Below are 23,100 nucleotides of genomic sequence, written 5' to 3'. Positions count from 1 at the left end.
TAGTCATGAGAAATGAGGAAATCGTGATAGATTTAGCAGATCATGTGTTTACAAAAACAATTCGTTCCAGGCAAAATGATAAAAACGGGTTGAAGCTTACGGTATATGTAAGAGAAAAGGGGCAACCTATCGATTTAACAGGTTATGCGGTGAAATATGAAGCGACCAATCATACAGGAGGATGTATTCGTGATGATGCGCAAATCGTAGATGCAAAGAATGGAGTGTTTTCCTACACCCTTACATCTCAAGCTGTTTCCACATCAGATGATTGGACAGCTTATTTTGTGATGGAAAAAAGTACAGAGCGAATGAGTACACCAGACATTCGTATTACATTAAGACGTGATGTAAAAGAAGGAAATATTAAAATCGAAAACTATATTTCTGAGTTTGAGATTATTAAGAAAACGTTAGACGAGCTGCAGAAGAAATTAAATGCTATGGATGTTGTTAAGAAAAGCGGAGACACCATGACAGGTGACCTAGGGATGGACCCAGGTAAATCAGTTCAGTTTAAATCAAGTGGAAGTACTAATAATAATTATGTTCTTAGAGGTCAAGCGGGACAGAATAAGCTAGTACTCTCAGATATCACGTCAAATAAGTTTATTTGGGATTACTTCAGTGACACGGATACTTTCACAGTTATATCTAACACGAACCTCTTAAAGAAAACAGGAGATATTATAACAGGGCTTTTAAAGTTCCATGCTCTGGGTCAAATGTTGATGACTCAACCTGATTCAGCGACAGGTCCTTCTGCTCGTGGGTTACACTACGCGGATAAAGACACAGACGGAAGCGTTAATCGTGGCGGAATGGGACGTTTCAAAGGGGCTAACAACGGTGAAGAATATCTGTACATGGGATTCGGTGCTACTCCCTGGGATTCTCAAAGTGGGTTAATAGTTCGACCTGATGGATCAGCAACCTTGAAAGGTAAAAAGATAGCAACCGCTGAAAATGATACAGGATGGATTAAGCTTGCTACAACTGGGGTGGAAAATGTTGCTAACAGAGATATGAAATACAAGAGAAGTGGTGAAAACATGAGTGTAATTGGTTCAGTTCGAAATCCTCAAAATGAGGCAGTATTCGCTACATTACCAGTTGGATTTAGACCGGTACAACACATTGCTTTTCCAGCGCTGGCATATGGATATACACCCGCAGCGTGTGAAGTGACAATAAAACCTGATGGGGGGATTTTCGTGAATGGTGTTCCGAGCGGGAGTACGGTTCATATTGCAATGAACTTTTTAATTTAAATCGTACAAGTTAAGCGTGCATAAGCAGGCTTATTTATTTTGCTCAAGGGGATGAGAACAGTGGAGGAACAAATCTTCAATTCAATGATTCAACAAGGAGCATTCGCAGCGTTATTTGTGTGGATGCTTTTTACTACGCAAAAAAAGAATGAACAGCGTGAAGAACAGTATCAAAAAGTAATCGAAAAAAACCAAGCAGTCATCGAAGAACAGGCAAAAGCATTTGGTTCACTTTCAAAGGATGTATCAGATATTAAACAAAAAATTATGGGGAATGGTGACGACAAATGAAAAAATCTATTAAATTATTAGCCTCAATTTCTACTGCAGCTATCATTGCATTTACTTCAATAGGTAGTGTCTTTGCTGATCGAGAAATGATTATTCCTGGGTTACCTAAAGTCGAATATCGCAATGGATATGGAGCATATGAAGGTGTAATAGCACATTCTACAGCAACTCCTGAAGCGCCTGCTATTAATATTCGAAACTATGAAGCAAGAACATGGCGTTCGGCATTTGTACATTATGTAACAGACTGGGATGAAACAGTTCAAATTGCTTCCACAAAATATCAAGCATGGGGAGCGGGCTTAGCAGCCAATAAACGATTTGTTCATGTAGAGCTCTCTGAAACGAGTGACTCTATTAAATTTAAAAAATCCTATGAGAGATATGTGAAGCTACTCGCTAAGATTTTACGTGATAGAAACATTGATCCATCCATTGGATTGTGGACGCATAAAGACATTACGTATAAGCTTGGTGGCACAGATCACGAAGATCCGATTGATTATCTTCTCAGTCATGGTGTATCAGAATCAAAGTTTCGTACTGATGTATTAAAAGCATATAATGGAAATTCTATTTCAGTTGAAGCGAAACCAAAGCAACCAAGTGAAGTACCTGGTGTTATGAATGAAGTGGGAGTAGCGTATATTGATGGATACAATATAAACCTTCGTTCTGGTCCATCCACAATAAATAGTGTTATTCGTAAATTACAAAAAGGTGAAGCATATAAAGTCTGCGGTAAAGTAGGCAACTGGTTGAATCTTGGAGGAAATCAGTGGATTTATAACGATTCCTCATACATTCGCTATAAAGAAGAATCGTCATCTGTGGAAGGTAAACGTGTAGTTTCTAAAGTGAATGACTTACGATTCTATTCAAAGCCTTCCTGGTTAGATAGAGATGTTGCGGGAACTGTGGATGAGGGGTTAGGATTTACAATTGAGGCGAAAGTAAATGTAAATAGTTCACCACAATATAAAGTACACAATAGCAAAGGAAAAACATACTATGTAACAGCAAGTGAAGCCTACGTGTATGTGAGGTAAGCAAAAGCAGAGCATTCCTCTGGCGAGTGTGAGGAACGCTCTTTTTTGACATTATAAAGATATATTATCTCCCATTGTTGGTTTACCAATAGTATTATATGTAACAGTAGAAATGAATATGAACGATAAAAATAAAAAAAGAGCATTCTTGACTGGAGTACGCTGTTTTGTGATAGAACCATCTATGTGAAGCGATGCTGAATCACTTTTCTTATATGTGACCAAATTGCAGATATGACACTTCCTTACAAATAAGAATAAGTGTACATGCTTACTTATATCTGGGCTCTCATCACCATAAAGATAAAACGGGAAGAAACAAGCCAGGATAGTGGTCTGGCTTGCTTTTTTTGTAAGGCATATCATAAACTGGGAGTGCTCTAAGATATGTAAGGTAGAAGCAACATGTGTTATTACATAAAAAATTTCCACAGTGGCCGTTATCACTGTTAGGAAATCTTGCAAGATAGGAAACTAGGATGGGTAGATGGAACGGAAAAGAAGAGATTCCTTTTGTAGGAAATGATGTGAAAACCATGGCGCAGTGGAGAGAACATGCGGCAATTTTTATTGTATGACAAGAAATAGGTCGGGAGGAAAACGTAGGTGGGGCAAGCATTGGCCGATGTAGAGGAATGCGTGAGAGGGGGAGTGGCTATGTACGGGGGGAAGGGGCAGGGTGTGTCTGTTTTGGTGGGTGAAGGAACTGAAAAATGGGAGAGTAGCAGAAGGGGAGTTTGTATGGTTTGAAAGCTAGGAAAGTAGGAATCTATCATGCGTTTTCTGGGTATATGTATCATGTATTTCTGCTGATATGAGGTGTAAAGTTCCCAATAGGGTGTACCTCAATGAGAAGCATAAAAAATGGTTTGTATCGGTATATTCGTGTGCATCTCGTAAAACGAAACGGGAGATACATAATCATAATGTTTATTATACATAATATTTTTGTTTGTAAATATAAAGTAGTCCCTTTTCCATTGACTGGGGAATAGAGCGATTGGCTTAATTCACCATATATTCGGGGATTTTTCTTATATTCTCTGGATATTACCACATTTTTTTGGTGAAATAATCAAAAAAACTAGCACGAAGTGCTTGGGGGTTGTATAGAATACAGTAAGCAACGAGATAGAGAGGTTTTACTTTTCTTGGAACAAGATAGGTATTTCTTTTTATCACGCGTTGTGTGAGCAACGAACAAGAGAGATATCCAATATATTCTATATAATTCTAATATATCCCTATTCTTAACGTTTTACAGTTTATTCATTAGGGTACACCCTATTGGGAACTTTTTCGTAGAAATCCTTGTGTGTACTGGATTCTTTTTTGTTCGTTTGTTTCTATTTTGTAAAAAAGGAGGTTGGATCATGACGAAAAAGGTGATTGTGAAACAAATGGTGACAGATTTGGAATTGTTGGGGGTTATTCAGCAGTTTGGATGGACGACGACAGGACAACTCGTTGCTTATTTGGGATCGTATAGTAGGCGCAGTATTCTGCGTAAGCTGGAGCACCTGCGTCCGTATCTTCACAGTATTGTCGAACCGTCTCGTCATATTTTTGGAATCAATAGCAAAGGCGGGGCGTTACTTGGCACACCTCATGTCACGATGCTCAGTGATTTACATGACATCTACGATGTCCTCTACCGCAATGACATTTGGGAATGGTGCGGGTATCCGGAGTGGCGGTGGCACGAGGAATTATTACCTGCTGGTAAACGGGAAGCGCTTGTGCCGGCAGCCTATTGGTATAATCGGCAGCGTCTACATGTCGTGGAAATCGATACGGGGGAGAATTTGTATACAACGCTTGGCAACATGCGTCGCTATGAGGGGCTGGTCAAACAGGCGGAAAAACGAGGAACGCCCGTTCCGCAGATTTATTATTTCACACCTGACCGCCAGCGCCTAGCGTGGCTCGAGGAAGCACTGGGCGGGCATAAGTTGTGGCTGCGGTGTGTGCACGCACTTAAAAAAGGAGGACGTGTATGATGAATAACTTACGAGTTTCCTATCAGATGTATGGTACGTTACAACAAGGAGGATCATTTATATGAGTAAGAACGAAAATGTATTTAATAATCTCATCACCCCACAGCTAGTACCTACGGTTCCTATTACTCCAGTGCAACAAGCACAACTTTTAGCCTTAATCCAACAATTACAAATTGCTATTAATACGTATTTTAATAACCCAAATTTAGTAAATCGTATAGCTTTACAAAATAGTTTAATGAATCTGTATGACTTTTTACTCAACGAATTTCCTACTGCAACTGAGAGGAACGCTACACGAAATAGTTTATATCTTCTCTTAGCTGTTAACAATCGTTTAGCCTCAGCTACTTCAGCAGAAGTTGGTCAAATTGCTACCATGTTACAATCTCTGTATACTACTTTATCATTTTTAATGGCAGAATTTATTATGGATGTTGCCACACGCAACCAAATCCTCAATATTTTATCTACTTTAGTGACAAGAACAGCAGCTGTTCCTAGTAGTGGTGCGGGAGCAACAGGACCGACGGGACCAGCAGGGCCTCAGGGAGCGACAGGAGCAACAGGACCAAGCACGGGTGTAACGGGACCGACGGGACCCCCAGGTACGCCTGGAGCACAGGGCATTCCTGGACCGCAAGGGTTGCAAGGTCCAGCCGGGCCGCAGGGAATGGAAGGACCAGAGGGGGACCAAGGACCGCAAGGGATCCAAGGATTACAAGGGCCGCAGGGACCTCAAGGGATTCAAGGGGTGGAAGGTGACAATGGAGCGACAGGAGCAACAGGACCAGCCGGTGCAACTGGTGCAACAGGAGCGACAGGTGCCCGCGGACCGACGGGACCAGGTACGCCGCCCCTTTCACAACCTGGAAATATGTATGTATCTAATCAAGGAACTAATAATGTTTCCGTTATTAATAGCGACTTGAATGCGGTTGTTGCCACTATTTCAACAGGAAGTTTACCACGTGGTGTAGCAGCGGATGCTACTACGGATCGTATTTATGTTGCAAATGGAACTGGTAACGCTGTTTCTGTTATAAGTGGATCTTTCAATGTCGTCATTACTACTATCACTGCTGGTATTAGTGGTCCAGTATATGTCATAGATGATCAAATTAAGAATCAAATTTACGTTTCTAATAACGGCAATGCTACTGTTTCCGTTATTGATGGGGCAACTAACATTGTAATTGCGACCATCCCTGTGGGCCCATTTCCTGCTGGAATGGATCTAAATCCAATTACGAATCATTTATACGTATCAGCTCATAATTCTAATACTGTAACTATCATTGATATTGATACGCATCTTGTTATTGGGACGATTGTTGTGGGTACCAGCCCAGAAGGTGTTCTAATAGATTCTGAACACAATCTGTTATATGTTGCCAATGTTAGTAGCAATAATGTTTCTGTCATTGATACGATAACGAATACTTCGATTACTACGATTATTGTAGGATCACAGCCAACGAACATGGGATTAGATCCTGTGCACAACAAGTTATATGTCTCAAATACTGGTGGTAACAGTGTGTCGGTAATTAATACGGAATCTCATACCGTAATTGGCACAATCCCAGTTACGTCTCAACCTCGTGGAATAGCTGTAAATGTGGACTTAAATCGAGCGTATATTGCCAGAGCGACCGCTGCTTCAGTTGCGATAATCGATATAGTTACAGATACGATTATCGGAAATATTCCTGTAGGCACAACACCTTATGTCATTTCCATTTCCAAGTAATTAAGTTAGTAAGAAAGATTTTCGTAATCCTTTGCATACGACTATCTATGGAGTACAAAGGATAAAATAGAGAACCCCCCACTACAATTTACCGTGTAACTGCGCCAATGTAGTGGGGGTGTTTCCTGGTGTGAAAAATATACAATTAAATATTTATAACAGGATATTCTGTAAATTCTAATACGATATTATTTTTCCTCGTATCAAAAATCTCATGTCCTAGCATACGCTGTATGCAATAATAGGTATGACCAAGTGAATGAAAGATAACGAATTACTTTTTTTTCATTTGTTTTTTTAGATGCTGAATCTTTTGTTGTACTTCGGTATCGTCTGGAAGGAATGTTAAGGATTTTTGATAATACTTCAGTGCTTGTCGATTTTCTTTCTTCATTTCATAGCAAACCCCCAATTGCTTATGGGGTAACCACGTATAAAACGGCTTTTTGTCCACGGTCCAAGAATACGAAACGGGTAGCTGTGTCGCCTGTTTGTACCAAAAAATGGCGCCCTCCACTTTCCCTTGACGTAAAAAATGCTCTCCCAGTCGACAACAAAATACAGGTTGCGGCATATCATAGGATAAAGATTGGAGTGTGATTTGATGCTCTTGTTCTATATTCTGTAAGAAATAGTAGCAGGAGGCAAGCTCATTAAAAATAAAGAGCCGCATCTCATCTGATATATCCGGAGAATCTAAAAATTTGTGAAATACATCCACTGCTTCCTCATATCTATGATTGGAAATTAATTCTCTTCCATAATGAAATAAATCATGTGACGTGAGTGTACCGCCACCCGCTACATATTTTTCATAAATAGTTAGATTTCGAACGGAACGTTGCGGATTTTCTTTTTGATGTGTCACAACAATATTACTTTGATAGGTTTGATCTTGTTCGGTCACTGGAATATGTTCATGGACAACCCCTATCCAACGATACTGCCGCTCTCGTTTCAGAAGACGAAAACGAAAGGCACTACTAATTACGTTCCCTTGTGTATCAAAGTGAGCATGATATTTCATAGATACGGCATCAATTTGGGGCTGTAAAGAATGTTTTAACGTTTGTAATGCGGTCTTATCCTGTTCTAGTAAAACATCGTCTGCATCTAGCCATAAAATGTAGTCTTTCGTCGCATGTCGAAAGGATTCATTACGCGCAGCTGAAAAATCATCTATCCATTTAAAATCATACACATGGGGCGTCCATTTTTTTGCAATTTCCTTTGTACAATCTGTTGATCCAGTATCTACAATAATAATTTCATCTGGAATGCCTTCGATGGACTGTAAACATCGTTCTAATACTTTTTCTTCATTCTTTACAATCATGCATAAACTAATTGTAACCAAACTATTCACCCTTCCCTCAAATCCTATCGTTGTATTTACGTCTACTATATGTGAAAAGGAATCGTTTAGAAGTGATTTTTACACATTTGTACAAATGGGCAACCTGTTTGCTAAGTATATCTGACTAGATTGTTTACAGCGTTTAGAGGATATTGTAAAACGTATAAAGATTCAAGGTTGCATGTATAAAAATCTCGTTTTCCTGCAAGAAGGATGATCATTCAGAATATTGAGAGAGAGAATTATAAATATACACAGATATCTCAATCTACGTTGTATCGGCACATTCATGCGTGATCGGTTCGGATGAGAACTTGATGGGGATAGGGAGATTCTTTTCGGAGGAACAGTCAAGGTACTTATAAAGGGTGGGGATAGAGGGAATGTTAAGAGCCGTTCGTACGTCAAAAAACATCAAAAACAGATTGTTGTATAGATGACATATCATGTGAAATGTGAATGGGGTATACAGAGAACCCGACAGAAGAGACAATACGCAGAGGATCTTGCGTGGAACGTACGGAGTAAGGGGGAGAAACAAATGAGAAAAATAGGATATGTACGAGTGAGTAGCGTTGATCAAAATCTAGCGAGGCAAATCGAGCAGTTACAGCAAATAGGAATGGATATCTTATATCAAGAAAAGGCGTCCGGGGCGGACCGCCATCGGCCTATCCTCCAGCAGCTATTACAACATGTACAGAAGGGGGATACGATCTGGGTAACAGACTTAACACGCATTACAAGAAGTACGGCGGAATTGTTTGAATTAGTCGCCTATATCCAAAAGAAGGGGGCCAACTTACAATCCATAAAAGATACATGGCTGGATTTAACATCTGAAAATCCGTATAGTCAATTTTTACTGACTGTGATGGGCGGCGTCAATCAGTTAGAGCGAGACCTCATTCGCATGCGGCAGCGAGAGGGCATTGAGCTTGCCAAACAAAAAGGGAAGTATGTGGGGCGAGTAGAAAAGTACCATGAAAAGCATCCTAATTTGGAGCAAGCCCTTGCTCTTTATGCACAGAGAAAGATGACCATTCATCAAATTTGTGCACAGACACAAATATCTCAATCCACATTGTATCGTAAGTTGCATATGTTATCTGTACGAAAACGAAACAGTGTCCGGCAAATAGACAATCCTATGTAGAATCGATATGCGTGGTGCAAGTTATTTTTTGATATCCCAACATAAGAAAAAGGGTTAATTCGCTCCACGAGTAGGACAGGCTTTTTCATAGGAACGCTTTGTGCGTGAAAGTTTCATCAAAATACAACTTGTCCATGAGGTTATTGACAATGCCATTGAAATACGCAAATGGACCTTTTTTCATATGTATACCCGATTTTACTTTCATCACAAATTCTTTTATTGCTTGTAAGCCGATGACTAGTTCTTGGTCTTTCGTAAAGGCTTGTTCACCTGTTGTATAGTTCACGGTCCTATTACACTGTCTTACGACCTTCCACAGTTCTTGAATTGTCTTAGATTCACTGTAAAAAGAACTAACCAAAGAAACAAAACGTTCTGGTACCCAGTGAGCAACAAAATCAGCTTGTTCAATATTTTCTTCTGGAGTATTACTATTACGTTTGTTTATATCTTTTATATTTTGTTTTAAGGAAACAGGTTTTGTTTTAATGGTAGGACACTTTGGAGGACTTTTTATACCTACCTTGTCGGACACTTCTTCCACAATCGGTTGAATGATAATAGCATTTGAAGTTTGTAACATATCTTTTGTACGCTTCATTGCTACTTGATTAATCATCTTTAGATCCACAAGTTTCTTCATAAGACGTTGCACAGTTTTATAGGAAACTTTCATTTTTTCAGCTATACTATTTTTGCATAGGAAACTCACACCTACATATTTGCAGCTGTGGCGCTTTAACAGTTCAAGTAATGTAAGGAGTTTAGCTTGTACATCGGTACGCTTAATAGACATACGGATTGTGTCTCTGTATGTGCGTATCGTTTGATTTAGTTCTTCCACATCTTTGAATGAGGATAAGTTGTGGAAGGATTCTTCATTTGCGATAACGTTGATTCGTTTTTTCATTATAGGGTCTCCTTTTTTAGAAACAAAAAAGCAACGTCACCAATAATTTGGTAAACGTTGCTTAAGAAACCCTACATGATGTACAATAATTCATGAGAGTATAGCAAATGTTTACCTGGCGTAATCAGGTGGACGGTATATAGAGTGTTGACGCACTTTATATACACGCTGTGCTCTTTTGTTTATATGTTGTGTGGTACTCATATGGTACTTATTTATGTTTATTTGAGTGATTTAGATGAAAATAAGTGTTTTATGCGTTTTAAAAGTATTAATTTATCAGTGTGTGTTATTATGTGACGCTTTTTGTAAGTTGAGTGGGAATAGTATTGTAATAAAAAAGATCCATCTATCATTCATGAATAGATGGATCTTTTTGTTTTCGTTATTAATACGAACGAAAATATAAAAATTTATAAAATTGTTCGTTTTTAAATTGACAAAAACACTACCTCGAGTTAATATGAGTATGTAATTCAAACGAAAAGTGAATATTATGCCGTCGTATAATATCGGGGATATGGCCCGAAAGTTTCTACCTAGCTACCGTAAATGGCTTGACTACGAGGCGTTTGTATAAAGATGAGGGGAAACTTGTCTTTGTTTATAGAACGCTTCCATGTATATATGCAATGGAAGCCTTTTTTATTTCTCGGGATAAAAGAGGGCTAGGGGAAATACGGCGAGTAATCATATAACGGGGGAAACGTAGGATGAAACGCTATTTTCAGTTTGATGAGCTCGGTACGAATTATAAGACTGAGTTCATAGCAGGGTTAACGACATTTCTATCTATGGCTTACGTACTATTTGTCAATCCTGCTACGCTGTCGCTTGGAAATGTTAAAGGGTTACCAGCAGGTACAGGGATGGATCCAGGTGCAGTATTCGTTGCTACGGCATTAGCGGCAGCGATCGGTTCGTTAATTATGGGTATTTTCGCGAAGTATCCAATTGCTTTAGCGCCAGGTATGGGAATTAACGCGTTCTTTGCTTATACAGCAGTGTTAACGATGGGGATTCCATGGCAAACGGCCATTGCCGGAACATTAATGTCAGGTATTATCTTTATTATTCTTACTGCTTCAGGTATTCGTGAAAAAATCATCAATGCAATTCCATCGGAGTTAAAGTTTGCAGTAGCAGCAGGTATCGGATTGTTCATTGCATTTCTTGGATTCCAAAATGCCGGAATTATCGTGAAAAATGATGCTGTTCTTGTTGGGTTGGGGGACTTAACAAAGGGCACAACGTTACTAGCAATCTTCGGGGTTGTTACGACAATCATCTTTATGATTAAGAAAGTTAATGGTGCAGTATTTTACGGTATGATTCTTACGGCGATCTTAGGAGTGGCAACAGGATTAATTGATACTCCGAAAGCTGTAGTGGGAGCAATACCGAGTCTAGAACCAACGTTCGGTGCTGCGTTAACGCACTTTGGAGATATTTTCACTGTTCAAATGGGTATTGTTATTATAACGTTCTTCTTTATCGATTTCTTTGATACAGCAGGTACGCTTGTAGCGGTTGCGAATCAAGCTGGATTAATGAAGAACAATAAATTACCACGTGCAGGAAAAGCATTATTTGCAGATGCGATTGCAACTGTAATTGGTGCAATCTTGGGTACATCAACAACAACGTCTTACATTGAGTCTTCTGCAGGGGTAGCAGCAGGAGGACGTTCTGGATTTACAGCAGTTGTAACAGCAGGATTCTTCTTACTGGCATTATTCTTCTCGCCATTACTAAGTGTTGTAACGCCAGCTGTAACGGCACCAGCTTTAATTATTGTAGGAATCTTGATGGTTTCTTCCTTAGGGGAAATTGATTGGAAGAAATTCGAGATTGCAGTGCCAGCATTCTTTACAATTATCTCTATGCCACTTACGTATAGTATCGCAACTGGGATTGCGATTGGATTTATCTTCTATCCAATTACAATGGTTGTGAGTGGTCGTCGTAAAGAGGTTCATCCGATTATGTATGTTATGGGAGTTTTATTCGTACTATATTTCATCTACGTTCGTAAATAAAAGGGGTTTTTTCAAAGGTCTAGACTTAAGGGGAGTCTAGACCTTTTTTGCGTCTTCAGAAAAACTTAAGGATTTCCGAGCGTTTTTCTTCAGAAGTTTTTCTATAATAGAAGTTAGGGATTAAAAAAGTGATGGGGGAGATATTGTGGCACACGAAACAATACTTGTCGTAGATGATGAAAAAGAAATTCGAAATTTAATTACAATCTATTTAAAGAATGAAGGATATAAAGTATTGCAAGCAGGAGACGGGGAAGAAGGATTACGTTTACTAGAAGAAAATGAAGTACATCTAGTCGTATTAGATATTATGATGCCGAAAGTGGATGGTATTCATATGTGTATGAAAGTAAGGGAAGCGAAAGAGATGCCTATTATTATGCTTTCTGCGAAAACGCAAGATATGGATAAGATTTTAGGATTAACAACAGGAGCAGATGATTACGTAACGAAGCCCTTTAATCCATTAGAGTTAATTGCACGAATTAAATCTCAGTTACGCCGTTATATGAAAATGAATGGTTTCGCTGTCCAAAATGAGGACGAGTTAGAAATTGGAGAGATGAAAATCAACATCTCGACCCATAAAGTTATTGTAGAGGGAGAAGAAGTGAAACTAACTCCGAGGGAATTTTCAATTTTAGAATTGCTAACTAGAAATCCAGGTATGGTGTTTAGTGCGGAGCAAATTTATGAAAAGGTGTGGAACGAACGATCTTTCCAGTCTGATAATACTGTAATGGTGCATATTCGAAAAGTGCGTGAAAAGATTGAGGAGAATCCAAGGAAACCTAGATATATAAAAACGGTATGGGGAGTGGGATATAAGATTGAAAAAGATATTTAATCCGTTTACTTACGTTCGGAAAATTCGAGAATTAATTGAAAAGATAATAAAGAGCGTGAAACGGAGTATAAGGATTCAACTTATTACGGCGTTTACTGCTTGTGCGTTATTAGGTCTCTTTGTATCAACGAAGATAGTAGCACCTATTTTTGAAGATGCTAGCCAACATGCCGAGATTAATTACAGAGATGGTATGGAGCAAATTAATCGTAAAGCTCAAAGTACAGCGGAAATGATGGTTGTTGAAAATAAATTAGATGCTGTACAAAACATGATAGAGCTAGAAAATGAGAATTTAGAGCAAGGGCATGATGCCTTTAAAATATTAGTTACTGACGAAAATGGTAAAGTTTTGTATAAAACGAAGCAAGCGCAAGAAGAACAAATTAATTTGCATAATACAATTCGTAATGCGACTTCATTTGCTATCAATTATTCAAATAATAATGATATTGAAAGATCAAGAAAAGAGTTTATTACATTCTCGCCTATTACAATTGAAGGTAAGAACTTATATATGTTTGTAAGTGGGATTCCTCAAGGGGAGGTAGTGTACTATAAAGTAGAAGGACCATTCCCGTTTTTAATGGGTGTTCTTGTATTCATTTTCTCTTTCTTCTATATAACAAAGAGAAAGATGAAGCAGATTGAAGCAATGGCACAAGGTGTAAAGGAAATAGAAAGAGGTAACTTAGCGTACCGCATTGAGAAAAAAGGTGAAGATGAGATTGCGTCTTTAACTGAGAATATTAATAATATGGCGGAAGAGCTTATGAATAATATAGAAAAGGAACGTAAATTAGAAAAGCAGAAAAATGAGCTTATCACAAATGTATCTCATGATTTGCGTACACCACTTACTTCTATTATGGGTTACTTACGATTACTTCGAGATTCTAAATATGAAAATAAAGAACAACATGATGAGTATACAAGAATTGCTTTTGTAAAGTCGGAGCAGTTAAAGAATTTAATAGAAGATTTATTTGAGTATACGAAGTTAACAAATGAACAAGTTGTATTAGAAAAACAAGAAGTATGTGTAAATGAGTTGCTTGAGCAATTAATAGAAGAGTTAGTACCGCAGGCGGAAGAACATGGACTTACGTTTGTTAAGAAGTTTCCTGAGGAACGTACTTATGCATCGATTGATTCGGAAAAGATGGTTCGTGTATTTGATAATTTACTAATGAATGCGATTAAGTACAGTAAAGATGATGGAGAGATAAAAGTTTCTCTTCAAAGGCAGCGTAGGGATATACAAATTGTAATTGCGAATCATAGTGAAGAGTTTACGAGAGAAGAGTTAGTGAATTTGTTTGAACGTTTCTATAAGAAGGATCAATCTCGAAGTAGAGTAACGGAAGGATCGGGACTTGGCTTAGCGATTGCGAAAAGTATTGTTGAGTTGCAAGGTGGTAGTATTCGAGCGGAATATAGGGATGGTATTATTCAATTTATCGTCTCTTTACCAATTATAGAAAAATAATAAATGAATAGAATGATATGTGATAAAAAGGCTTATTTTAAAAGAAATAAGCCTTTTTATATTTTTTATAAAAACATATTGACGATTAGAGATTAGAGGTGTAATATAGAACAAGTCGCCGATGACAATAACGTCGCAAGCGACAAATGAAATGAAAAACTTAGTTGACATTGAAAGATGAAGATGTTAACATAAGGAAGTCGCAAATGAGCGACTAAGTAGTTCTTTGAAAACTGAACGAAACAAACAACGTGAAACGTCAATTTTTATTTTTAGATGCTAGACAAACTAACTTTATTGGAGAGTTTGATCCTGGCTCAGGATGAACGCTGGCGGCGTGCCTAATACATGCAAGTCGAGCGAATGGATTGAGAGCTTGCTCTCAAGAAGTTAGCGGCGGACGGGTGAGTAACACGTGGGTAACCTGCCCATAAGACTGGGATAACTCCGGGAAACCGGGGCTAATACCGGATAACATTTTGAACTGCATGGTTCGAAATTGAAAGGCGGCTTCGGCTGTCACTTATGGATGGACCCGCGTCGCATTAGCTAGTTGGTGAGGTAACGGCTCACCAAGGCAACGATGCGTAGCCGACCTGAGAGGGTGATCGGCCACACTGGGACTGAGACACGGCCCAGACTCCTACGGGAGGCAGCAGTAGGGAATCTTCCGCAATGGACGAAAGTCTGACGGAGCAACGCCGCGTGAGTGATGAAGGCTTTCGGGTCGTAAAACTCTGTTGTTAGGGAAGAACAAGTGCTAGTTGAATAAGCTGGCACCTTGACGGTACCTAACCAGAAAGCCACGGCTAACTACGTGCCAGCAGCCGCGGTAATACGTAGGTGGCAAGCGTTATCCGGAATTATTGGGCGTAAAGCGCGCGCAGGTGGTTTCTTAAGTCTGATGTGAAAGCCCACGGCTCAACCGTGGAGGGTCATTGGAAACTGGGAGACTTGAGTGCAGAAGAGGAAAGTGGAATTCCATGTGTAGCGGTGAAATGCGTAGAGATATGGAGGAACACCAGTGGCGAAGGCGACTTTCTGGTCTGTAACTGACACTGAGGCGCGAAAGCGTGGGGAGCAAACAGGATTAGATACCCTGGTAGTCCACGCCGTAAACGATGAGTGCTAAGTGTTAGAGGGTTTCCGCCCTTTAGTGCTGAAGTTAACGCATTAAGCACTCCGCCTGGGGAGTACGGCCGCAAGGCTGAAACTCAAAGGAATTGACGGGGGCCCGCACAAGCGGTGGAGCATGTGGTTTAATTCGAAGCAACGCGAAGAACCTTACCAGGTCTTGACATCCTCTGAAAACCCTAGAGATAGGGCTTCTCCTTCGGGAGCAGAGTGACAGGTGGTGCATGGTTGTCGTCAGCTCGTGTCGTGAGATGTTGGGTTAAGTCCCGCAACGAGCGCAACCCTTGATCTTAGTTGCCATCATTAAGTTGGGCACTCTAAGGTGACTGCCGGTGACAAACCGGAGGAAGGTGGGGATGACGTCAAATCATCATGCCCCTTATGACCTGGGCTACACACGTGCTACAATGGACGGTACAAAGAGCTGCAAGACCGCGAGGTGGAGCTAATCTCATAAAACCGTTCTCAGTTCGGATTGTAGGCTGCAACTCGCCTACATGAAGCTGGAATCGCTAGTAATCGCGGATCAGCATGCCGCGGTGAATACGTTCCCGGGCCTTGTACACACCGCCCGTCACACCACGAGAGTTTGTAACACCCGAAGTCGGTGGGGTAACCTTTTTGGAGCCAGCCGCCTAAGGTGGGACAGATGATTGGGGTGAAGTCGTAACAAGGTAGCCGTATCGGAAGGTGCGGCTGGATCACCTCCTTTCTATGGAGAATTGATGAACGCTGTTCATCAATATAAGTTTCCGTGTTTCGTTTTGTTCAGTTTTGAGAGAACTATCTCTCATATATAAATGTATGTTCTTTGAAAACTAGATAACAGTGTAGCTCATATTTTTTTAATTTTAGTTTGGTTAAGTTAGAAAGGGCGCACGGTGGATGCCTTGACACTAGGAGTCGATGAAGGACGGGACTAACGCCGATATGCTTCGGGGAGCTGTAAGTAAGCTTTGATCCGAAGATTTCCGAATGGGGAAACCCACTATACGTAATGGTATGGTATCCTTACCTGAATACATAGGGTATGGAAGACAGACCCAGGGAACTGAAACATCTAAGTACCTGGAGGAAGAGAAAGCAAATGCGATTTCCTGAGTAGCGGCGAGCGAAACGGAACATAGCCCAAACCAAGAGGCTTGCCTCTTGGGGTTGTAGGACATTCTATACGGAGTTACAAAGGAACGAGGTAGACGAAGCGACCTGGAAAGGTCCGTCGTAGAGGGTAACAACCCCGTAGTCGAAACTTCGTTCTCTCTTGAATGTATCCTGAGTACGGCGGAACACGTGAAATTCCGTCGGAATCTGGGAGGACCATCTCCCAAGGCTAAATACTCCCTAGTGATCGATAGTGAACCAGTACCGTGAGGGAAAGGTGAAAAGCACCCCGGAAGGGGAGTGAAAGAGATCCTGAAACCGTGTGCCTACAAATAGTCAGAGCCCGTTAATGGGTGATGGCGTGCCTTTTGTAGAATGAACCGGCGAGTTACGATCCCGTGCGAGGTTAAGCTGAAGAGGCGGAGCCGCAGCGAAAGCGAGTCTGAATAGGGCGTTTAGTACGTGGTCGTAGACCCGAAACCAGGTGATCTACCCATGTCCAGGGTGAAGTTCAGGTAACACTGAATGGAGGCCCGAACCCACGCACGTTGAAAAGTGCGGGGATGAGGTGTGGGTAGCGGAGAAATTCCAATCGAACCTGGAGATAGCTGGTTCTCCCCGAAATAGCTTTAGGGCTAGCCTTAAGTGTAAGAGTCTTGGAGGTAGAGCACTGATTGAACTAGGGGTCCTCATCGGATTACCGAATTCAGTCAAACTCCGAATGCCAATGACTTATCCTTAGGAGTCAGACTGCGAGTGATAAGATCCGTAGTCAAGAGGGAAACAGCCCAGATCGCCAGCTAAGGTCCCAAAGTGTGTATTAAGTGGAAAAGGATGTGGAGTTGCTTAGACAACTAGGATGTTGGCTTAGAAGCAGCCACCATTTAAAGAGTGCGTAATAGCTCACTAGTCGAGTGACTCTGCGCCGAAAATGTACCGGGGCTAAATACACCACCGAAGCTGCGAATTGATACCAATGGTATCAGTGGTAGGGGAGCGTTCTAAGTGCAGTGAAGTCAGACCGGAAGGACTGGTGGAGCGCTTAGAAGTGAGAATGCCGGTATGAGTAGCGAAAGACGGGTGAGAATCCCGTCCACCGAATGCCTAAGGTTTCCTGAGGAAGGCTCGTCCGCTCAGGGTTAGTCAGGACCTAAGCCGAGGCCGACAGGCGTAGGCGATGGACAACAGGTTGATATTCCTGTACCACCTCTTTATCGTTTGAGCAATGGAGGGACGCAGAAGGATAGAAGAAGCGTGCGATTGGTTGTGCACGTCCAAGCAGTTAGGCTGATAAGTAGGCAAATCCGCTTATCGTGAAGGCTGAGCTGTGATGGGGAAGCTCCTTATGGAGCGAAGTCTTTGATTCCCCGCTGCCAAGAAAAGCTTCTAGCGAGATAAAAGGTGCCTGTACCGCAAACCGACACAGGTAGGCGAGGAGAGAATCCTAAGGTGTGCGAGAGAACTCTGGTTAAGGAACTCGGCAAAATGACCCCGTAACTTCGGGAGAAGGGGTGCTTTCTTAACGGAAAGCCGCAGTGAATAGGCCCAAGCGACTGTTTAGCAAAAACACAGCTCTCTGCGAAGCCGTAAGGCGAAGTATAGGGGGTGACACCTGCCCGGTGCTGGAAGGTTAAGGAGAGGGGTTAGCGTAAGCGAAGCTCTGAACTGAAGCCCCAGTAAACGGCGGCCGTAACTATAACGGTCCTAAGGTAGCGAAATTCCTTGTCGGGTAAGTTCCGACCCGCACGAAAGGTGTAACGATTTGGGCACTGTCTCAACCAGAGACTCGGTGAAATTATAGTACCTGTGAAGATGCAGGTTACCCGCGACAGGACGGAAAGACCCCGTGGAGCTTTACTGTAGCCTGATATTGAATTTTGGTACAGTTTGTACAGGATAGGCGGGAGCCATTGAAACCGGAGCGCTAGCTTCGGTGGAGGCGCTGGTGGGATACCGCCCTGACTGTATTGAAATTCTAACCTACGGGTCTTATCGACCCGGGAGACAGTGTCAGGTGGGCAGTTTGACTGGGGCGGTCGCCTCCTAAAGTGTAACGGAGGCGCCCAAAGGTTCCCTCAGAATGGTTGGAAATCATTCGTAGAGTGCAAAGGCATAAGGGAGCTTGACTGCGAGACCTACAAGTCGAGCAGGGACGAAAGTCGGGCTTAGTGATCCGGTGGTTCCGCATGGAAGGGCCATCGCTCAACGGATAAAAGCTACCCCGGGGATAACAGGCTTATCTCCCCCAAGAGTCCACATCGACGGGGAGGTTTGGCACCTCGATGTCGGCTCATCGCATCCTGGGGCTGTAGTCGGTCCCAAGGGTTGGGCTGTTCGCCCATTAAAGCGGTACGCGAGCTGGGTTCAGAACGTCGTGAGACAGTTCGGTCCCTATCCGTCGTGGGCGTAGGAAATTTGAGAGGAGCTGTCCTTAGTACGAGAGGACCGGGATGGACGCACCGCTGGTGTACCAGTTGTTCTGCCAAGGGCATAGCTGGGTAGCTATGTGCGGAAGGGATAAGTGCTGAAAGCATCTAAGCATGAAGCCCCCCTCAAGATGAGATTTCCCATAGCGTAAGCTAGTAAGATCCCTGAAAGATGATCAGGTTGATAGGTTCGAGGTGGAAGCATGGTGACATGTGGAGCTGACGAATACTAATAGATCGAGGACTTAACCATATAATATGTAGCAATGTTATCTAGTTTTGAAGGAATATGCCTTCAATAGTTTGGTGATGATGGCAGAGAGGTCACACCCGTTCCCATACCGAACACGGAAGTTAAGCTCTCTAGCGCCGATGGTAGTTGGGACCTTGTCCCTGTGAGAGTAGGACGTCGCCAAGCAACTTTAAGACAAGTCAGAATGACTTGTCTTTTTTGTGTTTTGTAAAATAAACTTGTAATTAATGTAAGCTCTATGAGTAAGTTTATCTAGCAAGAAACAACTTTATTTTATTAGAATTTCACATTTAAGTAGCATACCTTCGGAAAAATATGACTAAGCTTTAAAGTCTATTTGCTAACAAGAATATATATACGAAGTATTACCCTCTGGAGCCTACTCACACCCTCTTTTATTTCTGCAGTTGTTAAATGTCCATACCCTATAATAATTCGATTGTAATGTTTTCCTTTTTCAATGGCGTGATCTTCCACAGGATATACTTTCACTCCGAGTTGTTGGATTTTCTCAAGTAATTCTTTTGTGAATTGAACTTGATTGAATTCAACAATCAGATGTAATACTGTAAAATAACCGAAAATATTGATTGTATTTGAGAATGTTGATTTTAATTGCTGGATAAGGAAGTCTCTTCGATTTTTATAGATTTTTTTCATCTTCATAATATGCCGTTCCAAATAATCTTCAGCAATAAATTTAGAAAGGATAAGCTGATTTAAAGAAGGTGTATGTAAAACGGAATGAACATATAAAAGCATATGTTCAACAATCCAATGAACTCTATACGTTATTGTTACAAGCTGCGAAACGCTTTGTCACCGGAGAAACGAGACATGAGGGGATTGGGACGGCAAAAGAACTAATTACAAAAGGTTATCATACTTCACTAGAATGCATAGGGGAAAATACTCTTGATATAGAGGGATGTTATAAAGCAAAAAATGAGTTTTTGAATCTTATTGGGGACATAGGTACTCTATCTATGAAACAAACAGTATCACTTGATTTATCTCATATTGGATTGTCTATAGATCCAGAAATATCTTATATTCATTTAATGGAGTTGGCAGAGAAGGCGAAAGTACATGGAACTACCCTTATGATAAGTATGGAAGAATCATCTAAAGCAGCGGACATTCTTTCCATTTATAAAAAGGTAACTGAGCAATATCATAATGTAGGGATAACAATACAGGCACATTTATACCGCTCAAACAATGATATTCAAGAACTCCTTCATTATCCAGGAAAAATAAGAGTTGTAAAAGGTGCCTATCAAGAAGTTCCGGATATTGCTATGCCTAGATCAACTGATTTAAATCAACAGTATCTTCAAATTGTAGAAAAACTAGCTGAAAACCATCACCCTGTATCTATAGCTACACATGATGAAATTCTTATTAAAGAGATGGAGCAACGTCAATATTTTAGTCACCCTAATGTAGAAATAGAAATGTTATATGGAATTCGTCCGGATATGTTAAGAGATTTGAAAAACAAAGGACATAACGCTAGAGTATATTTGACTCGTGGAAAATAACGGTATTTATATTTATGTCATCGGATAGCCGAACATCCAGAAAATCTATATTATGCAGTGACAGATATGATACATTCACCTTTACCAGAGTAGAGAATATTGAATAGACATTTAATACTAAATGTAAAAATGATGTTGGTTGTTGCTTAAAAATAAGAGCCGGATTTTTCTTAGAATAGAAATTCCGGCCCATTTCATATTGAAATTTTTTTAGTATATATTTGCGTTAAAGGCGGACAGCACCTCTGTAGGTATTGAGGGGATTATGATTTATAATTGTGCAGCCGTCGTATACCTTGTTGTAGAATTGTTTTTGTATGGTTGTGTATTGTATTCTTAGGGGGAGATAGAAACAAAGGAAATTATGATTCTATATGTATTTTAAAAGACCTGCGGTAGTATGTCAACTGAAAAATAATATATTTTGAAGTTATCAAAGGACAAATTGCTTAAAAAAGACATCACGAAACTAGACCAGCACCGCATGTAAAATACTGGAATTGATTGAAAGGTAGCGATGACAAGTTTTATGTCACACTTTCACACACCTTTCAGGCGTAAAGAGTTGGTGATTACGTAGTAGCGCATCCACCAATCGCACAAATTTTCTTGCGGTTAGAACGAGTGCACGTTTGTGTTGATGTTTTGGTACTTCATTATACTTTTTTGCGTAATATTCTTGGTATTCCAATACATGCTTTCTTACAGAGTTGGCGGCTTCAACTAAGTAATACCGCAAGTAATGATTCCCATTACGAGATAATGAAGTATTTTCAGCGGTGAACCGGCCAGACTGGTATGTACGCCAATATAACCCGGCATATTTTGCGATTTTGGTTTCATCGTCAAATCTTTCGATTTGGCCAATTTCAGCGATAATACCAGCGGCATATATAGGCCCGATTCCAGGAATGGATTCTAATGTTTGCGTTAATCCAGCCATGATCCGCTTAATAGATTTTTCTAGTTCTTTAATTTGTCTTTGATAGGTACGAATGATTTCGATTGATGTTCCTAAAAGAATATCGATTGAGTCTTCTACCACCTTATCTAAACGGTACGACGTGCGAACAGCCTTTTGAATGGTTGATGCGACACATTTCGGGTCACCAAATCGATTTTTACTCTTTTCCTGTAGGAACTCAGCGAGTTCCTCTAAAGGCATGTCAGCTAGCTCTTCTAGACTGAATTTTTCAAGGAACAATTCCATCATGGCGTTACCAAATATAGAAGAATCGACTTCTTGTGAGAACGTATTACATTTATAACTTAGGTGTTGTAGAAAATGTTGTTTCTCCTTTGTCAACATTCTAACGAGTTGATAACGAGCTCTTGTTAATTGCTGTAATGCCACGTATTGACTTTCTTTCACGATGGACATTTGATTTCGCCCAAATCGTAAATAATCAGCGATGACAAAGGCATCAATTTCGTCAGTCTTATTCATGTCTGAATAACTTTTCTTGAAGTTTGCGACTTGTTTTGGATTTAGAAGAAATACCTTTGTGCCAAATCTTTTTAAGTCTTCGTCATGATGGAGAAACATGGATGGGTGAAAACTGTAAACAGATGTAGATTCTAAGCCGATTTTTAAAGTTTCAACCTCTTGATTGGTTGTGCACTGTAATAATCGTTCTTTAAGTACCTGTGCACCTGGTAAGTCATTACTGACTGAAAAAGAATCTAGCTTTTCTCCTTCACCATTTAAAAAGCAAACTTTCATATCAAACGAACTTACATCTAGACCAACAAATAATCTCACGTAAGAGACCTCCTTTCGATTTAGAATCATTGCTTGGACGTCTCGAGATATCTCTAGTGTGTACGCCGACCAACAACCTCGTGTATAAGAGCTAGTCCTGAATCGAAAGCCGCCCTAGAGCTACTAACATCTAGGTTCGAGGATCAGGCTGCTCAGCCTGCGAGTAGGGAGCCCCGCGCGTTCACTGAGAAACACTCTTTTCGTGTGGTAAATCCACAGGGGAATACAGAATTGTCCCAAATGATCCTAAGACCATTATCTAGAAATATCTTGAGACGTCCAAGTATTTTCTTTATTACTGGACTCTTATTAGAGAGAAAAACTAAGCCTGAGATAGGGCTTAAATATTAATATACGAGGGGGATATATACTAGAAATGAAACTAAATGCTTTGTTAGTGAAAGGATTCGCTCTTTTAGCGGTAAAACGTAAATATAGGTATGGGATAAATATCTATTAATGTTATATAAAAAGTGAAGTAATGAAAGGAACGAGTATTCTGCATATGTTTGTTCGGTGCACTTGATCAATTGAGGTATGTATTTTTAATCCAGTATATGTGTTTAAAAAGGAAATGCTATTAATCAATTCAAACCTTGAGCATATCTTAAATGTTTATTAAGAGAATATAGCTGTATGGAAATAGATGATACTAAAGATGAAGGAGATATAAGGCTGATATTTCAGTGAAAAAGGGATAGTTAATAAATAT

The 23,100-nt window shown here is 40.5% G+C and carries 12 protein-coding genes, 3 rRNA genes, 2 pseudogenes and 1 riboswitch; of the genes and pseudogenes, 13 read left to right on the top strand and 4 right to left on the bottom strand.

Going from position 1 to position 23,100, the window contains the following annotated elements; genetic code table 11:
* The first annotated feature begins 5 nt into the window (after positions 1 to 5).
* The 5 genes from MHI28_RS16400 (at position 6) to MHI28_RS16380 (ending at position 6,367) form a co-directional block, all read left to right on the top strand.
* Entirely contained in the window at positions 6 to 1,271 is a 1,266-nt protein-coding gene (locus tag MHI28_RS16400) for a BppU family phage baseplate upper protein (RefSeq protein ID WP_340828085.1), read from the top strand.
* 60 nt (positions 1,272 to 1,331) lie between these two features.
* Positions 1,332 to 1,562 (top strand): BhlA/UviB family holin-like peptide, encoded by a 231-nt coding sequence (locus MHI28_RS16395; protein ID WP_000392440.1) that lies wholly within the window; start codon positions 1,332 to 1,334, stop codon positions 1,560 to 1,562.
* Positions 1,559 to 2,611 (top strand): N-acetylmuramoyl-L-alanine amidase, encoded by a 1,053-nt coding sequence (locus MHI28_RS16390; RefSeq protein WP_078187359.1) that lies wholly within the window; start codon positions 1,559 to 1,561, stop codon positions 2,609 to 2,611. The genes MHI28_RS16395 and MHI28_RS16390 overlap by 4 nt, the downstream gene beginning before the upstream one ends.
* Before the next feature lie 1,373 nt (positions 2,612 to 3,984).
* Positions 3,985 to 4,611, top strand: coding sequence for a hypothetical protein (locus MHI28_RS16385; protein ID WP_340828084.1), 627 nt, complete (start codon positions 3,985 to 3,987; stop codon positions 4,609 to 4,611).
* Between the two features lie 61 nt (positions 4,612 to 4,672).
* A complete protein-coding gene (locus MHI28_RS16380; RefSeq protein ID WP_340828083.1) occupies positions 4,673 to 6,367 on the top strand; it encodes a collagen-like repeat preface domain-containing protein in 1,695 nt (564 codons plus the stop codon).
* Positions 6,368 to 6,641: 274 nt separating this feature from the next.
* On the opposite strand, the gene MHI28_RS16375 is transcribed toward MHI28_RS16380, so the two are convergent.
* Positions 6,642 to 7,724 carry a glycosyltransferase gene (locus MHI28_RS16375; RefSeq protein WP_340828082.1) on the bottom strand — a complete coding sequence of 361 codons (1,083 nt, stop codon included), beginning with the start codon at positions 7,722 to 7,724 and terminating at the stop codon, positions 6,642 to 6,644.
* Between the two features lie 541 nt (positions 7,725 to 8,265).
* Between MHI28_RS16375 and MHI28_RS16370 the strand changes: the two genes are divergently transcribed.
* A complete protein-coding gene (locus tag MHI28_RS16370; protein WP_340828447.1) occupies positions 8,266 to 8,880 on the top strand; it encodes a recombinase family protein in 615 nt (204 codons plus the stop codon).
* An 85-nt stretch (positions 8,881 to 8,965) separates the two neighbouring features.
* Here MHI28_RS16370 and MHI28_RS16365 read toward each other — a convergent pair whose 3' ends face one another.
* The gene (locus tag MHI28_RS16365) at positions 8,966 to 9,793 is read right to left on the bottom strand and encodes a helix-turn-helix domain-containing protein (RefSeq protein ID WP_340828081.1); all 828 of its coding nucleotides are present in this window, start codon (positions 9,791 to 9,793) and stop codon (positions 8,966 to 8,968) included.
* A 482-nt stretch (positions 9,794 to 10,275) separates the two neighbouring features.
* Positions 10,276 to 10,377, top strand: a riboswitch (purine riboswitch).
* Positions 10,378 to 10,506: 129 nt separating this feature from the next.
* Here MHI28_RS16365 and MHI28_RS16360 point away from each other — a divergent pair.
* The 6 genes from MHI28_RS16360 to rrf all read left to right on the top strand — a co-directional run bounded on the left by MHI28_RS16360 (position 10,507) and on the right by rrf (position 19,247).
* On the top strand, positions 10,507 to 11,832 hold the full coding sequence (locus MHI28_RS16360) for an NCS2 family permease (protein WP_000833094.1): 1,326 nt from the start codon (positions 10,507 to 10,509) through the stop codon (positions 11,830 to 11,832).
* Positions 11,833 to 11,977: 145 nt separating this feature from the next.
* The gene (locus tag MHI28_RS16355) at positions 11,978 to 12,679 is read left to right on the top strand and encodes a response regulator transcription factor (protein ID WP_000929886.1); all 702 of its coding nucleotides are present in this window, start codon (positions 11,978 to 11,980) and stop codon (positions 12,677 to 12,679) included.
* Positions 12,663 to 14,168, top strand: a complete 1,506-nt coding sequence (locus MHI28_RS16350) for a sensor histidine kinase (protein WP_000719237.1) — start codon at positions 12,663 to 12,665, stop codon at positions 14,166 to 14,168. The genes MHI28_RS16355 and MHI28_RS16350 overlap by 17 nt, the downstream gene beginning before the upstream one ends.
* A 294-nt stretch (positions 14,169 to 14,462) precedes the next feature.
* Positions 14,463 to 16,014: ribosomal RNA gene (locus tag MHI28_RS16345) — 16S ribosomal RNA — on the top strand.
* Between the two features lie 146 nt (positions 16,015 to 16,160).
* Positions 16,161 to 19,082: ribosomal RNA gene (locus MHI28_RS16340) — 23S ribosomal RNA — on the top strand.
* A gap of 49 nt (positions 19,083 to 19,131) precedes the next feature.
* Positions 19,132 to 19,247, top strand: a 5S ribosomal RNA gene (gene rrf / locus MHI28_RS16335).
* Together the 16S, 23S and 5S rRNA genes form the textbook arrangement of a ribosomal RNA operon.
* Before the next feature lie 168 nt (positions 19,248 to 19,415).
* Here the strand turns inward: rrf and MHI28_RS16330 are convergent.
* Positions 19,416 to 19,892: pseudogene (locus tag MHI28_RS16330) on the bottom strand (PLP-dependent aminotransferase family protein); the annotation flags it as partial.
* Here MHI28_RS16330 and MHI28_RS16325 point away from each other — a divergent pair.
* Positions 19,811 to 20,719: pseudogene (locus MHI28_RS16325) on the top strand (proline dehydrogenase family protein). The pseudogenes MHI28_RS16330 and MHI28_RS16325 sit on opposite strands and share 82 nt — an antisense overlap.
* Positions 20,720 to 21,158: 439 nt before the next feature.
* On the opposite strand, the gene MHI28_RS16320 reads toward MHI28_RS16325, so the two are convergent.
* On the bottom strand, positions 21,159 to 22,388 hold the full coding sequence (locus MHI28_RS16320; protein WP_100909797.1) for an IS110 family transposase: 1,230 nt from the start codon (positions 22,386 to 22,388) through the stop codon (positions 21,159 to 21,161).
* Positions 22,389 to 23,100: the final 712 nt, after the last annotated feature.

It is taken from the genome of Bacillus sp. FSL K6-0268 (assembly GCF_038005425.1).
Lineage (GTDB): Bacteria > Bacillota > Bacilli > Bacillales > Bacillaceae_G > Bacillus_A > Bacillus_A thuringiensis_S.
Note: the sequence above shows the minus strand (reverse complement) of the source record. Positions and strands in the feature narration are given on the sequence as shown.

What these genes read in the sequence shown, in the direction of transcription:
- MHI28_RS16400 (WP_340828085.1), top strand. Translation starts at nt 6, where the DNA reads ATGAGAAATGAGGAAATCGTGATAGATTTAGCAGATCATGTGTTTACA.
- MHI28_RS16390 (WP_078187359.1), top strand. Translation starts at nt 1,559, where the DNA reads ATGAAAAAATCTATTAAATTATTAGCCTCAATTTCTACTGCAGCTATC.
- MHI28_RS16385 (WP_340828084.1), top strand. Translation starts at nt 3,985, where the DNA reads ATGACGAAAAAGGTGATTGTGAAACAAATGGTGACAGATTTGGAATTG.
- MHI28_RS16380 (WP_340828083.1), top strand. Translation starts at nt 4,673, where the DNA reads ATGAGTAAGAACGAAAATGTATTTAATAATCTCATCACCCCACAGCTA.
- MHI28_RS16370 (WP_340828447.1), top strand. Translation starts at nt 8,266, where the DNA reads ATGAGAAAAATAGGATATGTACGAGTGAGTAGCGTTGATCAAAATCTA.
- MHI28_RS16365 (WP_340828081.1), bottom strand. Translation starts at nt 9,793, where the DNA reads ATGAAAAAACGAATCAACGTTATCGCAAATGAAGAATCCTTCCACAAC.
- MHI28_RS16360 (WP_000833094.1), top strand. Translation starts at nt 10,507, where the DNA reads ATGAAACGCTATTTTCAGTTTGATGAGCTCGGTACGAATTATAAGACT.